We start from the raw sequence: 13,671 nt of genomic DNA, 5'->3' as shown, positions 1-13,671 counted from the left end.
TTCGCCAGCGGGCTCCCGCTGACCTCACGCCCGCGAAGCGGCTCAACTTGTGGATAATTCCATCCCTTCCTGCGCTATACTGCGCTCGCGCCCCTCGTGAAATATACCGGGAAGGACCCCTGTTCGCATGTCTGTCAAAGCGATCCGTGAAGTGCCCGCTGAGATGCAAACTGACGATTTTCATTCCCTGGAAGAGAAGGTTTATCGCACGATCGAGCTGCTGAAGGCGGCCCGCGAAGCCAAAGCCGCTGCCGAGCGCGACACCTCTCGCCTGCGCGAACAACTGGAGATGCGCGAGGAAGAGATTGACTCCCTTCGCAACGAGGTGGTTGTCCTGAAAAAGGAACGGGAAGAAGTCCGTTCCCGCATTGAAAAGATGCTGAACCAGATTGATGAACTGACAGCCGCAGAAAACCAGGCATAATCATCTGGTGATCAGGCTGGCGTGAGCCGGAGCTGCTCCGCCGCCGGAAAGTTGGATCAGGGAGGTCATCTCGTTGAATCAGTCCAACGGCAACAGCGTGCGCGTGGAAATTTACGATCAGCCCTACAATCTGCGCGGCACAGATCCTGACTATATTCACAAACTAGCCGAGTACGTCGACAGCAAAATGCGCGCCGTGGCGGCTCAAACCGCAACTGTCGATTCCCTGCGCCTGGCCGTGCTGGCGGCCTTGAACATTGCTGATGAGTACCACATCCTGCGGCGCAAGTATGACTCCATCGCTTCCGAACTGAACAAACGCGCCAACTCCCTTTCGGGCGCGCTGGATGAAGTGCTGGAAGAAACCCGCCTGGCCGGTTAGGGATCGGCCAGCTGCTGTGGAGCAGCGCTCCGCCTGAACGGACGAGGATTTCCGTTCCCACCTGAGGCCGTGAGTCTTTGCTCCCACTTGAGTTCTGGCTCTGGGACACCTTGGGCCAGGGACGTTCAGCATTCGGGTTTCCAACTTTTTGCGCCCCACCACTTGCGCAGATCAAGACCTTTCTCTAGCATCCTCTTTGCAGCCGACCTGCAAGGTTGGTGATGGTGGCAACCGTATTTTTGAACCAACACCTCAATGAACGGGAGCTCGACTCGTAGATTGGTCCGGTGTGCAAGGTTCCGCCAGTCGGAAATGCCTAAAGGATCACGGCGAGTTCCCACACTAGCTAGGCTAGGTTCATTGACGGCCCACCACACGGCCCCCGCGGGTCGGCTTTGCTTTACCTTCCTGCTAAACTGAACTGCCTCCTCCCGCTCTGGCCTTTTCGGAGCTATGGGTGAGAGGTGCGACAAGTGGCATACTGTCGCGCATCTAACTGAGTAGACACGCGGTGTTTCCCAGACTCTTCCAGATCGGCAATTTCTCGCTGCCCACCTATGGGTTCCTGGTAGCTCTCGGGGTAGTGGTGGGGCTGATGACCACCGTCAAGCTCGCTCGCTCCCAGGGAATCGATCCCGACGCAGCCTGGAATCTGGGTGTGCTGGCCGTGCTCTTCGCCATCCTGGGAGCCAAGCTGCTTTTGTTCCTCAACAATTGGGATTGGTACTCGGCGCACCCGAGCGACATCTTCAGTCTAGCGACTCTGCAAGCGGGCGGAGTGTTCTACGGCGGCTTGATCGCTGCCCTGGCGGTTTCCTGGTGGTACATTCGCCGGCATCGGATGCCGGTGCTGCGCACGTGCGACACCTTTGCTCCAGGACTTGCGTTGGGACATGCCATTGGGCGAATCGGCTGCTTTGCGGCAGGTTGCTGCTATGGCAAGCCGACCTCTCATTGGTGGGGTGTCACCTTCCGTAATCCTCTCGCCCAGGCCTGGGTAGGAACACCACTCGGAGTGCCGCTCGAGCCCACGCAATTGTTCGAATCGGCGGTCGAACTAGCCAACTTTTTCATCCTGCTCTGGATAATTCGCCATAAGAAATTTGAAGGCCAGGTGATTGGCTCGTACCTGTTCCTCTACGGCCTGGCGCGATACTTCCTGGAGTTCCTGCGCGGCGATCCCGATCGCGGTTCGCTCTTCCACGGTGCGATGACCAACACACAGCTGATTTCGATTTTGCTGGTCATCGCTGGAGGCGTTCTATGGCTGCGCCGAAGTTCTGCCCCGGTGCTTGCAGATGCGGTGCACAATTGAGCAGCCATGACGGGCGACATTGCCTCTCCGACAACACGCCCGTTCCCATGTGATTCGCACTGCTCAACTCAAAAGCAGATCCCTCGCCGGCTTCGCTGGCTCGTGATGACAATAGGAGGAAGATGGCCGGCTTCGCCACCCCGTGATGACAATAGGAAGGACACGGCATTGAGTAGCAGTGACAAAGAGGACACTCCCGGCTACGGCTCGCCCGTCGCCGAGTTCCCAGCAAGCCTCATTGCTTCCCCCGAGGATTGCGGCAAGCGCCTCGACCAGTTTCTGGTCGCGCATGTTCCCGACATCAGCCGCGCTCGCGTTCAGCAGTGGATTGCGCAACAGAAGGTTCTGGTCAATGGAACGCCTGGTAAGTCTTCGCTGCGGCTGCGTGGTGGTGAGCAGATCACTCTGATTGACCTGCCTGCGCCGGACCCGCTTCGTGCCATCGCCGAAGATATTCCGCTTAAGGTTATCTACGAAGACGAGGACCTTGCGGTCATCGAGAAGCCGGCCGGGATGATGGTTCACGCCGGTGCGGGCGCAACCGATAGCGACCGCAATCGCGGTACGGTGGTGAATGCCCTGTTGCATCGTTTTGGTGCGCTATCTACGGTGAGCGGCGTGCTCCGACCCGGAATTGTCCACCGACTCGATCGCAATACCAGTGGCTTGCTGGTGGTGGCTAAGAATGATCGCGCTCACCGCAAGCTGGCCGCTCAGTTCGCGCGTCGGCAGGTGAGAAAGACCTACATCGCCCTGGTGCATGGCTGGCTAAAGCGGTCACAGGGAAGCATCAAGAGCGCTATAAGCCGCGATCTATTGCGCCGCACTCGTATGACAACACGACGCGCAGGCGGACGCGAAGCAGTTTCGCACTACAGGGTCGTAGAGCAGATTGATTCCGATTACGGCCGCTTTTCACTCTTGGAGGTGGCAATCGAGACGGGACGGACTCATCAAATCCGGGTTCACCTTTCTTCCATAGGACATCCCGTGGTGGGCGACACGCTTTATGGGGCTGCAGGAAACATCACTCCGGAGCCTGCACACAGACAGCCTGGACGAAGACGAGGGGCCCGAACTCCCACCGCGCCGAGCACGCCGGCTGTACTCTCTCTCCCCCGCCATTTTCTGCACGCCGCGCAGATTGCCTTCCAGCACCCGCACACCGGCCAGGCTCTTGCTTTTTCCAGTCCAATTCCCGAGGAGCTTGCAGAATTTCTAGCCAGGCTCAAAGAGACTTCCCACAAGTAGGTTGGGCTTGCTCGGCTTATAATCAGGTCCATCGTCGAGCTAGCTCCCGTTCTATACGTCATATAATGGTGTGGTGAGGATGAAGTTTCTTCCAACCCTGATCGGCCTGGGACTGTTGGCGGCTGCTCTTGCCCTGGGACAGAACTCTACCCCTTCGCAAGATCTGCCGCAGGCTCCGTCAGCGAGCCGCGCCATGGAAAGGGGGGCTGCCCCGGCGAATCCACCGGCAAGCCAGCCGCCCGCTGACCAGCCTGCGACAAGTCAGCCTTCGGCACCGGATCCTCCTTCTGCCGCTGCCGCCCGTTCCTCTTCCGGGGGTCAGCCTGCCGCAGATCCACCCCGTGACAATCCGCCGGGACCTTCGGCCGCGCTGCCGGATCCTCCCGCGGCGGAAGATCTGCCGACCTTTCGCAAGACGGTTGACGAAGTGAATGTGGTGTTCACCGTCACCGACAAGCACGGCCGCTTCGTCAAAAATCTGGGTAAAGATGACTTTCGGGTTCTGGATGACAATAAGCCGCCGCTATCGGTCATCAACTTCTCGAGTGAGACCAATTTGCCTTTGCGTGTTGGTCTGCTCATCGATGCCAGCAATTCCATCCGCGACCGTTTCCGCTTTGAGCAGGAGGCGGCGGTCGAATTTCTAAGTCAGATTATTCGTCCACGTTACGACCGCGCCTTTGTTCTCGGCTTCGACACTACCGCCGAAGTCACCCAGGACTTCACCGACAATGGCGAGGCCCTCTCGCGCGGCGTGCGCATGCTGCGTCCGGGTGGTGGAACGGCCCTCTACGATGCCATTTACTTTGCCTGCCGCGACAAGCTGATGAAAAATGACCAGAACGTGGCCGCCCGCCGCGCCATTATTCTTCTGACCGACGGCGAAGACAACCAGAGCCGGGTGACGCGGGAAGAAACGATTGCCATGGCGGAGCGCGCTGAGGTCATCATCTACGCCATCAGCACCAATGTCAGCGGAGTAAAAACCCGCGGCGACAAGGTTCTGGAAAGGCTTGCCGACGCTACCGGCGGCCGCGCCTTCTTCCCCTTCAAGATTCAGGACGTGAGCAACGCCTTCTCGGAAATTCAGGACGAGCTGCGCAGCCAATATGCCGTCGCCTACAAGCCCGCTGACTTCCTGGCGAACGGCAAATTCCGCAGCATCGAGATCGTAGCGCAGAACCACAAGAGCCTGCAGGTACGCTCCCGCAAGGGATACTTCGCGCCGCGACAGTAGAGGGGAAGCGAGACTAAAGGGGAATCCACAAACCCCGGAGGGTGCCCACTCAAGCGCAGCTTGGGTGTTTTTTGGGGGGAGTACTAAGGTGAACGAGAATCGTCATTGTCGACTCACACACATGAGTCAACTAGCGGTGAGTGCCCCATCCAGAGCGCTACGAAGGGTGAGTGGAAATCGTGTCTGCACCACCAGCCAAGGCCAGCCTCAGTCCCCATTGCTGCCGCTTGCCATGGCGTAGTATCCGGAGCGAGCCTGCACCTTGAGTCCGGTGGTCTTGGTGCGGATCTCGACGTGACGGAAACTGCCGTCATGCTTTGAATTGGTGGGGGTATATCCGATGTTGTATTGCGAGCGCAACTCATTCGCAATCTGATCGAAGCCTTCCTTCAGTTTCTCGTACTTGTTTCCGACTTCGATCATGCGGCCGCCAGTCTCGCCACAGAGCTTCTTCATCTCGCGGTCGCCAGAGTAACCGCCGCCATAAAAACCGCGGTCAGCGATCAGCAGCACATAAACGATGCTGTCGGCCTTTTGCGCTGCCTCGATCGCATCGCGAATGCGCTCGTGGCTACCCTGGTCCTCGCCGTCGGTAAGCAGGATCATCGCCTTGCGTCCGATTTCGCGGGCCAGCTTCTCATAGGACGCCAGATAAACCGCATCGTAAAGCAGCGTTCCTCGGGGGACCTGGGTGGTTGGTATCGGGCCGCCGCCTAGACCGGGGATACCGCCGCCTCCGCCGCCTCCATTGATTCTGGCCCGATCCAGCGCGTGGCTAAGCATGCCCGTGTCGTTGGTGAAATCCTGCAACAGGTCCACATTCACGTCGAAGCTAATGACGAAAGCCAGATCCTTGTCCCGCAGCACACTATGCAGGAAGGACGCACCGACTTCTTTTTCCATCGGCAGCACGCGCTCCTGGCTAACGCTGCTGTCGATGAGGATCCCCAGAGTCAGCGGCTGATTGGCGTCGGCGGCGAAATATTTGATCTGCTGCGGCTGATTATCTTCAAAGACTTCGAAATCGTCCTTGGCGAGGTTGGGAATCAGCGCGCCGTGCTTGTCCTTCACATTGAAAAACAGGTTAACCACGTTGACTTCGGAACGGAAAGTGGGGACATTTCCCTGCTCTTGCTGATCTGCTTTATCCTGCTGCGCAAGGACCTCAAGATTGCAAAGAAAGCCAAGGAGGAGGACTGGAAGCCACGCCAACTTGACGGTGGGGAGGGATCGGGGCATAGGTTTCTGGGATCCTCGCGGTGCGGTCCACTTAATTCTAAATCAGCCCTATCGGGATGCTGTAAATTAGATGCATGGTCAGGCCCGTTCCTGGCCCAAATCCGGGTTTTTCCTTCCAGAAAGGAACCCATGCCTCCCAGTGGTGGATTCCGGTTGTGGTCGGCAATGGCGGCGGCAGTTTTGCTTCTGTTGTCCTGCGCTTCCCTTCTGTCGCAGGCGCCCGGTAGTGGAGAGTCGCAACAGACGGTTCCCGATGCTCCTTCTGCCAAACGGCCATTCCCGAAACCGACTGTCCCGCCAGTACCAGACTCGGGAAACCAGGCGCCAGACGCGCCTGCCCCGCAGAACACAGCTCCTCCCCTGACCGTCACCACGGTGCCGGAAGGCAGCGCACCCGCCCCCGATCCCAACAGCCGGGCGGCATTGGATTTCACCCTGCGGAGGGAAGTGAACTTTGTGCTTGTACCGGTGACCGTTAAGGACGGCTCCGGCCATCTGGTAGAGGGATTGCTGACCCATGACTTTTCCGTCTACGAAGACGGCAAGGCACAGAACATTACATTTTTCACCAGCGATCCCTTTCCCCTTTCCGCCGCCGTAGTGCTCGACCTGGGAATGCCAGATACGGTGGTTAAGAAGGTGCAGGACACGCTACCTGCCCTGGTGGGAGCCTTCGGCCAGTTCGATCAGGTCAGCATTTACACCTATGGCGATACCGTAACCAAGGTACAGGAATTCACTCCGGCTGCGGGAAATCAACTGGCCAACGTCTTCCGCAAGCTGCAGAAGACAGCCAGCAGCAAGCAAACCGGTCCGTTTGCGATCGGGGGACCACTGGGATCGGGTCCGTCAATCAATAGTCATCCTCTAGACCCTGGTGCATCTGCCACGGTGAATTCCAGCCAGAGCGGCACAATCTACCGTCCGGATGCGCGAGTTCTCAATGACGCCGTACTGGCCGCCGCACTCGACCTGGCCAAGCAAAAACGGGATCGCCGCAAGCTTATTTTCATCGTGAGCGATGGGCGCGAGCTGCGCAGCTCAGCCAGCTACAGCGATGTGCTTAAGGTGCTGTTGTCGAACGAAATTACGGTATATGCCGTGGGAGTAGGCAATGCTGGCATCCCTCCCTATCGGGAATTGCAGAAAATTCGCATTCCCGGCCAGGGATACGGAGACATTCTGCCGCGCTACGCGCGCGCTACCGGCGGACAGGTGTTCAATGAGTTCTCCCAGGATGCGATCGAAGCAATCTACAGCCGGGTAACGGAAGAGGCGCGCAATCAGTACACACTCGGCTATACCACCCCGGCCACACCATCGAGCACCTACCGCGAAATCGAAGTCCGGGTGAAGCGACCTAACCTGAAGGTGACGGCGAAGGGCGGATATTATCCCCTGCCCCCTGTCCGCTGACGACGCGTTCGCCGATATCCAGGAAAAAGGCACCCACTGGAGTCAATGAAGGGGCTCGGCTTCTAGCCGAGCCATAACTCCGCAAGCTCTTTCCGGCCTAAGCCGCTGAGGAAACTATCCCAAAATAGAAAGAGTTGATCGGCAATCATTCCTTCCCAGTCGACCACGGCATCCTGCGGATGTCGCATGACTTTAGTTTTACCTTCCAGGGACCCGGTACTGCTCAGTAAACTCCCGCTGTGGTATAAAACTGGTGCTTCCCCAGGTAACAGAGGCAATTAGGACCCGCCGCTCGAAGTGGCTCAGGAGCGGCGCGGATAGTGAGGCTGGGCCTTGAGCTTCATAAACTTCGCCGCCCGCGAGATCAATTGCAAGATCGTCTACTACGGCCCTGGCCTGGGCGGCAAAACCACTAATCTGCAGGTGGTTTACGACCGTACCGGCGAAGCCCAGAAGGGCAAGATGATCTCGCTGGCCACGGAGACCGACCGTACTCTGTTCTTCGACTTCCTTCCCCTTGATCTGGGCACGGTGCGCGGCTTCAAGACCCGCTTCCACCTCTATACCGTTCCCGGACAGGTTTTCTACGATGCCAGCCGCAAATTGATCCTGCGCGGAGTGGACGGAGTGGTGTTCGTCGCCGACTCGCAGGAAGAGCGCATGGACGCCAACGTCGAAGCCCTGGAGAACCTGCAGGAAAACCTCAAAGAGCACGGCTACGAATTCAGTAAGATCCCCTACGTCCTGCAGCTCAACAAGCGCGACCTCCCTAACGCGATGCCCTGCGACGACCTGCGAAAAGAGCTGGTTAAAAAAGGCGAGCCCAGCTTCGAAGCCGTGGCCTTTCAGGGCGTGGGCGTATTCGAGACCTTAAAAGAGGTTGCCCGGCAGGTGCTGGTGGAGCTGAAGAAGGGGTAGGAATTCCTAAGTCTGCTCAATTACAGGGGCTAGCGAGAAACAAAAATGGCCAGTTCGAAAGTTCAGGCTCTTCGCCGTTCACTGCTGTGCGGCGTTCTGGCTCTGATTGTTTGTGGCAATGCGCCAAGAGCGTCTGCTTTAAATGAGTCTCGGCCCGATGAGGCCATAAAAAGAGGGGAGGAGGCAAACGCCGCCGGAAGGTATGAAGATGCCATTCGCGCTTTCAAAGAAGCAAACAGACTGGCGCACAACTCTTGTTATGACTGCTGGGCCGGCATGTCGCTTGCCTACACGCGAATTGGGGATCGCAGGGCCGCTGAAGATTGCGCGGAAAAAGTCGTAAGGCTGGCAGCCGACGCGCCCCAGCGTGCTCGAGCCCACATGCTCAGGGGATTCGTTCTGATGAGCTTCGCCAGTGATGCCAAGGCTCTATCCTCGGCGGAGAGTGAATTCCGACAAGCACTCGCCGATTACCCGAACGAAAATGTTGCGCGTTTTGAGCTTGGTATTGTTCTGCTGAAGCAGAAGCGGGATGAGGAAGGCACTAAGGAACTGAGCGAGTATTTGGCCGTGGCTCCCTCCGGAACCTATGCCGATCAGGCGCGCATGCTCATTGCGGACCCGCGGCGAGCGCGCGAACGATTTGCGCCCGGATTCCAACTAGATACCCTTCAGGGAGAGAGGCTTTCGCTGAACCAACTCTCGGGGAAAATTGTGGTGCTCGATTTCTGGGCTACCTGGTGTCCATCATGTCGAGCCGCATTGCCAGAGATCAAGGAGCTGGTTAAGAAGTATCCTCGCGAAAAACTGGTTTTGATCAGTGTTAGTGCAGATCAGAATGAACAGGCATGGAAGGATTTCGTTGCCAAGAAAGGAATGGACTGGCCTCAGTGCCTGGACTCAGACCAGAAACTTCGCGCGGCTTTCCAGATACGAGCATTCCCAACTTACCTGGTAATTGATGGTGAGGGCATCGTCCAGCAGGAAATTGTTGGCACAGACCCACAGAAGTCTGTCGCTTACCGTCTGAAGGATACTCTTAAAGCCATGAAGCAGCTCAATTGAGGCTGGGGGCTGGCCCCCCTTTCCATGTAGCTATCGTTGGGGTTGCTCCGCCCTTGTGGATCCTGCCTTTGGAGCGACAAGGATGGGGCAACCCCATCTTAATAATCATCCCCGATCGAACGGGGACTAATCTTATGAGAAACGCGGCGGACAGAGTACGCCGACAGGAGTGTCCGCGCCACACCTTTTGACGGGCTGAGAGGATGGCCCGAAATTTTCAGTGGCTACACTGCCAGGAACGGCAGCCTCTCCGCTTCTGCCGGTTGAGGCACACTCTTGCCGAAGCGGCCTTCGGCGATGGCTTGTTCGTATCCCTCGGCACCGTAGTAGACGACGCGGTCGAAGAACTGGTTGAGCATCTGTATCAATTCCAGTTCGCCGTAGAGCTGCACGATGGTGTCGGCAAAGCCGTGGCGCTGCAGGAATCTCCAGAGATGATTGCGGCTGATGGTAAGCGCCCAAACGAATTGATGGAGGCGGATTCCCTCAGCGGCCCGAAGCGCGCCCACGAACCGGAAGCGCTCGGCGGTTTCCGCTTCCGTCTTCTGCAGCAGCCACTCGCCCAGATTGCGATAAAGCTCGGCTGCCGCCAGGCGCAGCTTGTCCGGAGGGATGTTACGGAAATCAGAAGTCCGCTCCGACGCGAGCAGCCTCTCTACTAAACCATTGGCCAGCTCCTCAGAGTGGCTCTCGATCAGATGCACCAGATTCATCCCCACCATTTGTGCGGCCCTTCCTCACCCACTCCTAATTAACCCATCTCTAACAATAAAGATGCGCCGGGAAGCGAAAAGGATTCGCCGGCGGCTGGCGATTCGCTTCAGTGAACCGCCAAACTGCTTCAATAATGTCAGCATATACATCGTAACACGATAATATGAAGAAAGTCGGCCAGGGACCCAAAGCGGCTGTGATCGAACATGCAAGGAGGATAGATATGCAAGCAGGTTGGTGGAGAGAAGTGACGCTGGCGTTGTGTCTGGGAGGATTTCTTACGGGAGGATTGGCGGCGCAGGAAGGAGCCTGGCAGGGGCAGAAAGATCATCCCAGGCTGCGCGCCACGTTGCAAGACAAGGACAAGAACGCGAAAAATCATGCCGCGGTGGTCGAAGTCGAAACTCAGAATGTCGGTCTGGTGGATGTGGGCGCCCCTGGTTATGGGGGAAATGACGTGGGAATTCTTGAATACCAGATCGATCAAGATCCGCCGGTGGTGACCGAAGATACGCGAGTCATGTTTCGCGACCTCAGCTCCGGCAAGCACACGGTCACGGTGTCGCTGCTGAACACGCAATACAAGGAGATGGGCGCGAAGGCAAAGCTGGACGTGGAAGTGCCGTGAACGCAATCGGGTGATCTGAGATCGGGGAAGTTAGAAGTTCAGACTGAGTGCTGAATCGCAAGTGCTTCGAACTACCCCGCCCAAGCTTCGCTTGAACGGGGCACCCTCAGGCGCCTTCAGAATGGGAAACGTACCGTCAAGATTCCGTTGTGATTGGTAGTGTGGAAGCGGGTGGTGGCAATCTGGAAGCTCCCGCCGAACGTGAAGCCGAGTCTTTCCCAGAGATGAAATCGCCCGATGACCAGGCCGGGAGTGACAAAGTTCTGTTTCTGGCCGTCGTTTTTGCCCTCCTGAAAGAAGGTGGAATTGAATTCGACCTCAGGCCAGAACTTGCGAAACAGTCGATACTGAAAGGCGTTGTTCCACACAAAGGTCCGGCCGATGAGACTAGTATCGGCCACGGGAAGTCCGACGCCAAAAGTCCCCTGCAGGTCGAAGTGGCCGAAGCCTTTCCCGTAGGCAATCGTGGGCGTGATGACTGCGTGCCGGGCGCCGTTGGTGTGCGAGCCGGTCGGCAGGCTCCAGCCCAGAAATGCGGTCAGGATGTAATTGCCGCGCTCCTCGTTGGAGGATAGCAAGCGATACTTCACCAGGAAGGCGACGTCGCCGAATCCGTCCTGCACTGCCCGGTTGTTGTGCATCAGGTATGGCGGAAGATTGAAAATCACTTCAACTTTTTCCAAGGGAATCAACTCCAGCCCTTTGCCGCCGTCAAAGTTGTTGGTGGTGACGCCGGCAGAATTCACCTGCCACAATTGGTCGTAGCGAAACTCTTCTTCCAGGCGGGGAGTGGTGGTCGCAATGGGCGTCACCCAGTGAGGCTGCTCCTTCTGTGTCTTGTCGACGCGCGCGAACCAATTGGAAAAGTATCCGTCCTGGCAGACTGCGGTCGAGGCCATAGCGAAGGTGAGCAAGATTGCGGAGGAGAGAGGAAATTGTCGCATTTGCGTCTCAAGAATTCTTTTGGGAAATCGACAACAGGCCAAATTGTATTTCCAATACTATTTAAACTAAATAAATAAAACGATTATATACTATATGTCTCCTGTGGAATCTCCGGGCAACACCCGGGGCGCGAGTCTGGCTCGTTGACCACGCCGTGGATTCAACTTACGATTTGTTGCCATGCCGAAAAATCCCAAGGCGGCCAAGCCAGCCGAGTTGCTGAAGCTGGGCGATGCAGCCCTGGAATTAGGGATTAGTTTTCCCACTATCAAGCAGTGGATCTACAAGAAGAAGATTCGCAGCGTGCAGACTGCTGGCGGGCATCACCGTATTCCGCGGAGCGAAGTGGACCGGCTGCTGTTCCGAACCCGCGGCGGTACTGAGAAGGAACGTAAGGACGCAACCCGCCGCGTGAGTGGGCGCAATCAGCTGGTGGGAAGAATCGATTCCGTCCGCATCAGCGGTCTGATGGCCGAGGTGAAGATTTCCATCGGGGGACAGCAGATCACGTCGATCATTACCGCGAGTTCAGCACGGGAGATGCAACTCAAGGTGGGGCAGACCGCCGCCGCTCTGATCAAATCCACGGAGGTCATGATTCTGCGAGTCTGACCCAACATTCCGCAGTCGGCCACAGCCTTGCCCTTCCAAATTTCAAGCTTCCATTGACAACGAAAGTTTTACTTTCAGATGACAAGCCGCTGACAAAACCATCACAGGCTGGTTCCTAAACTAGTTCTGCAGCGTTCCCTGCGAACTGGAAGAAACCGCCGCTCTGTCAGGATGCGACGGGATTTCTGCCTTCGGAGATACATCATGAAGACCATATGTCTGCTTCTATTAGCGATGTTAGCTGTGGGATGCAGCGGCTATAACTCCTCAATGGGCTCGAGCACCATGTCAGCCGTGGGTGCGGCCCAGATCATGTCGATCGCGCCCACCAATGCGACGGCGGGCGGGTCAGGGTTCGTGCTGACGGTGGACGGAAGCGGCTTCGCATCCAATTCGGTGGTTTACTTCAACAACACCGCTATGACGACTATGTTCGTCTCGGGGAATCAGGTGCAGGCCAGCATTCCCGCCGCCCAGATTGTCATGGCCGGCGTGAAACCGGTGTATGTGCTCACGGTGGGCGGCATGTACAACGCCAGCAACCAGGCGTCGAACATGGTGAATTTCATGGTGAATTGAGAAGAGGGCAGCGGCGTTAATAGCAGCCTTTGGCACAAACAGGCGGAAGAGTGGGCCTGCAGGCTGAGAACTTCAAGATCCTTCGACTCGGGCGGGTCTGGCGTGCCCGGTCCTTGCTCGTCGTTATAGACAGGATAACAAAATAGATTTCACCGCCGTCCGCCAAAAGAGGCCGGAAGAGTGGACGAAGCTCTGGGAGGCACGCCTTCATCCCTCCCGCTCTCGGAGCGATAGGGTGGGGCTCTTAACAAGCAAAATCCTGAGCGAGGCAGTCCACGATCCCAGGACCAGGGGCCGATCCCAACAGCCAACTGATCCTTAGGCTGCTGGAGCTGCCACTTTGCGCGCAAACCGGCACACTGTCGCCTTCACCAGCCTCTCGAAATCCGCATAGGCCAGCCTGACCAGCTCCAGGTGTGAGCCGGCGTTGAAAGCGATTTCCTTGTCGCGCGTGAGCATCTCCTCCACGTATACCCGCAATCCGTAAAGATTGCCGAACGGAGGCATCGCTCCCACTTCGCAATCCGGGAAGCTGTCCTTGAATTCTGCCTCACTCGCCAGGCTGACGGCTTTCGCCCTGCATGCTTCCTTGAACAGGCTGAGATCGACCTGGAAGGATGCCGGCAGCACCGCCATAGCCAGAGCGCCATCGACCCGGACAATCACGGTCTTTGCCAGCTCCTGGCCAGGAATGTGCGCCAGGGCAGCGATGCCCTGCGCGGTGTAAGCCTTGGAATGGGAGATTACGAGGTACTTCACATTGTGGCTGTCGAGAAATTCCCGCAGTTTAGCGACTGGCATGGGCTCTCCTTTTACGTCCGAAGTAGAGACCTTGCGCTTCCTTGATACAGCCTGAATTTTGCACCTGCAGGCCGAGGCTGCGCAATGCGTCCAGTCACACACTGTGGGCCGTTCCGCAAAAGGAACGGTGCCGGCATCCTGCTCT

The 13,671-nt window shown here is 57.4% G+C and carries 15 protein-coding genes and 1 other RNA gene; 12 read left to right on the top strand and 4 right to left on the bottom strand.

From position 1 onward, the window contains the following. The first annotated feature begins 127 nt into the window (after positions 1–127). From VEG30_14155 to VEG30_14130, 6 genes are all read left to right on the top strand, one after another. Positions 128–424 (top strand): hypothetical protein, encoded by a 297-nt coding sequence (locus tag VEG30_14155; GenBank protein HXZ81067.1) that lies wholly within the window; start codon positions 128–130, stop codon positions 422–424. A gap of 73 nt (positions 425–497) precedes the next feature. Then, positions 498–806, top strand: a complete 309-nt coding sequence (locus tag VEG30_14150; protein HXZ81066.1) for a cell division protein ZapA — start codon at positions 498–500, stop codon at positions 804–806. 201 nt (positions 807–1,007) lie between these two features. Next, positions 1,008–1,201: non-coding RNA, 6S RNA (gene ssrS, locus VEG30_14145), on the top strand. A gap of 116 nt (positions 1,202–1,317) precedes the next feature. After that, positions 1,318–2,121 carry a prolipoprotein diacylglyceryl transferase gene (gene lgt, locus VEG30_14140; GenBank protein ID HXZ81065.1) on the top strand — a complete coding sequence of 268 codons (804 nt, stop codon included), beginning with the start codon at positions 1,318–1,320 and terminating at the stop codon, positions 2,119–2,121. A gap of 168 nt (positions 2,122–2,289) precedes the next feature. Continuing rightward, positions 2,290–3,372, top strand: coding sequence for an RluA family pseudouridine synthase (locus tag VEG30_14135; GenBank protein ID HXZ81064.1), 1,083 nt, complete (start codon positions 2,290–2,292; stop codon positions 3,370–3,372). Between the two features lie 79 nt (positions 3,373–3,451). Next, the gene (locus VEG30_14130; protein ID HXZ81063.1) at positions 3,452–4,609 is read left to right on the top strand and encodes a VWA domain-containing protein; all 1,158 of its coding nucleotides are present in this window, start codon (positions 3,452–3,454) and stop codon (positions 4,607–4,609) included. Between the two features lie 207 nt (positions 4,610–4,816). Here the strand turns inward: VEG30_14130 and VEG30_14125 are convergent, their stop codons facing one another. Next, positions 4,817–5,848 carry a VWA domain-containing protein gene (locus VEG30_14125; GenBank protein ID HXZ81062.1) on the bottom strand — a complete coding sequence of 344 codons (1,032 nt, stop codon included), beginning with the start codon at positions 5,846–5,848 and terminating at the stop codon, positions 4,817–4,819. Between the two features lie 129 nt (positions 5,849–5,977). Between VEG30_14125 and VEG30_14120 the strand changes: the two genes are divergently transcribed. From VEG30_14120 to VEG30_14110, 3 genes are all read left to right on the top strand, one after another. Continuing rightward, a complete protein-coding gene (locus VEG30_14120; protein HXZ81061.1) occupies positions 5,978–7,264 on the top strand; it encodes a VWA domain-containing protein in 1,287 nt (428 codons plus the stop codon). Positions 7,265–7,597: 333 nt separating this feature from the next. Then, complete coding sequence (locus VEG30_14115; protein HXZ81060.1) at positions 7,598–8,182, top strand: ADP-ribosylation factor-like protein; 585 nt, start codon at positions 7,598–7,600, stop codon at positions 8,180–8,182. A gap of 45 nt (positions 8,183–8,227) precedes the next feature. Continuing rightward, positions 8,228–9,247 carry a redoxin domain-containing protein gene (locus VEG30_14110; GenBank protein ID HXZ81059.1) on the top strand — a complete coding sequence of 340 codons (1,020 nt, stop codon included), beginning with the start codon at positions 8,228–8,230 and terminating at the stop codon, positions 9,245–9,247. A 224-nt stretch (positions 9,248–9,471) separates the two neighbouring features. Here the strand turns inward: VEG30_14110 and VEG30_14105 are convergent, their stop codons facing one another. Then, a complete protein-coding gene (locus VEG30_14105) occupies positions 9,472–9,969 on the bottom strand; it encodes a hypothetical protein (GenBank protein ID HXZ81058.1) in 498 nt (165 codons plus the stop codon). 215 nt (positions 9,970–10,184) lie between these two features. On the opposite strand from VEG30_14105, the gene VEG30_14100 reads away from it, so the two are divergent. Then, the gene (locus tag VEG30_14100) at positions 10,185–10,589 is read left to right on the top strand and encodes a hypothetical protein (protein ID HXZ81057.1); all 405 of its coding nucleotides are present in this window, start codon (positions 10,185–10,187) and stop codon (positions 10,587–10,589) included. 116 nt (positions 10,590–10,705) lie between these two features. Here the strand turns inward: VEG30_14100 and VEG30_14095 are convergent, their stop codons facing one another. Further along, on the bottom strand, positions 10,706–11,533 hold the full coding sequence (locus VEG30_14095) for a hypothetical protein (GenBank protein HXZ81056.1): 828 nt from the start codon (positions 11,531–11,533) through the stop codon (positions 10,706–10,708). A 181-nt stretch (positions 11,534–11,714) separates the two neighbouring features. Here VEG30_14095 and VEG30_14090 point away from each other — a divergent pair, with 181 nt between their 5' ends. After that, on the top strand, positions 11,715–12,146 hold the full coding sequence (locus VEG30_14090) for a TOBE domain-containing protein (protein ID HXZ81055.1): 432 nt from the start codon (positions 11,715–11,717) through the stop codon (positions 12,144–12,146). A 204-nt stretch (positions 12,147–12,350) separates the two neighbouring features. After that, positions 12,351–12,725 carry an IPT/TIG domain-containing protein gene (locus VEG30_14085; GenBank protein ID HXZ81054.1) on the top strand — a complete coding sequence of 125 codons (375 nt, stop codon included), beginning with the start codon at positions 12,351–12,353 and terminating at the stop codon, positions 12,723–12,725. Positions 12,726–13,043: 318 nt separating this feature from the next. Here the strand turns inward: VEG30_14085 and VEG30_14080 are convergent, their stop codons facing one another. Continuing rightward, positions 13,044–13,526 (bottom strand): YbaK/EbsC family protein, encoded by a 483-nt coding sequence (locus VEG30_14080; protein ID HXZ81053.1) that lies wholly within the window; start codon positions 13,524–13,526, stop codon positions 13,044–13,046. Positions 13,527–13,671: the final 145 nt, after the last annotated feature.

The organism is Terriglobales bacterium (assembly GCA_035624455.1).
Taxonomy (GTDB): Bacteria; Acidobacteriota; Terriglobia; order Terriglobales; family Acidobacteriaceae; genus DASPRM01.
The sequence above is the reverse complement of the archived record's forward strand: the minus strand, read 5'-3'. Positions and strand labels throughout refer to the sequence as shown.

Excerpts from the sequence above, each read along its gene's own strand:
- VEG30_14155 (HXZ81067.1), top strand. The coding sequence starts at position 128 with ATGTCTGTCAAAGCGATCCGTGAAGTGCCCGCTGAGATGCAAACTGAC.
- VEG30_14125 (HXZ81062.1), bottom strand. The coding sequence starts at position 5,848 with ATGCCCCGATCCCTCCCCACCGTCAAGTTGGCGTGGCTTCCAGTCCTC.
- VEG30_14090 (HXZ81055.1), top strand. The coding sequence starts at position 11,715 with ATGCCGAAAAATCCCAAGGCGGCCAAGCCAGCCGAGTTGCTGAAGCTG.
- VEG30_14095 (HXZ81056.1), bottom strand. The coding sequence starts at position 11,533 with ATGCGACAATTTCCTCTCTCCTCCGCAATCTTGCTCACCTTCGCTATG.
- VEG30_14085 (HXZ81054.1), top strand. The coding sequence starts at position 12,351 with ATGAAGACCATATGTCTGCTTCTATTAGCGATGTTAGCTGTGGGATGC.
- VEG30_14130 (HXZ81063.1), top strand. The coding sequence starts at position 3,452 with ATGAAGTTTCTTCCAACCCTGATCGGCCTGGGACTGTTGGCGGCTGCT.
- VEG30_14080 (HXZ81053.1), bottom strand. The coding sequence starts at position 13,526 with ATGCCAGTCGCTAAACTGCGGGAATTTCTCGACAGCCACAATGTGAAG.
- VEG30_14105 (HXZ81058.1), bottom strand. The coding sequence starts at position 9,969 with ATGGTGGGGATGAATCTGGTGCATCTGATCGAGAGCCACTCTGAGGAG.
- VEG30_14100 (HXZ81057.1), top strand. The coding sequence starts at position 10,185 with ATGCAAGCAGGTTGGTGGAGAGAAGTGACGCTGGCGTTGTGTCTGGGA.
- VEG30_14110 (HXZ81059.1), top strand. The coding sequence starts at position 8,228 with ATGGCCAGTTCGAAAGTTCAGGCTCTTCGCCGTTCACTGCTGTGCGGC.
- VEG30_14120 (HXZ81061.1), top strand. The coding sequence starts at position 5,978 with ATGCCTCCCAGTGGTGGATTCCGGTTGTGGTCGGCAATGGCGGCGGCA.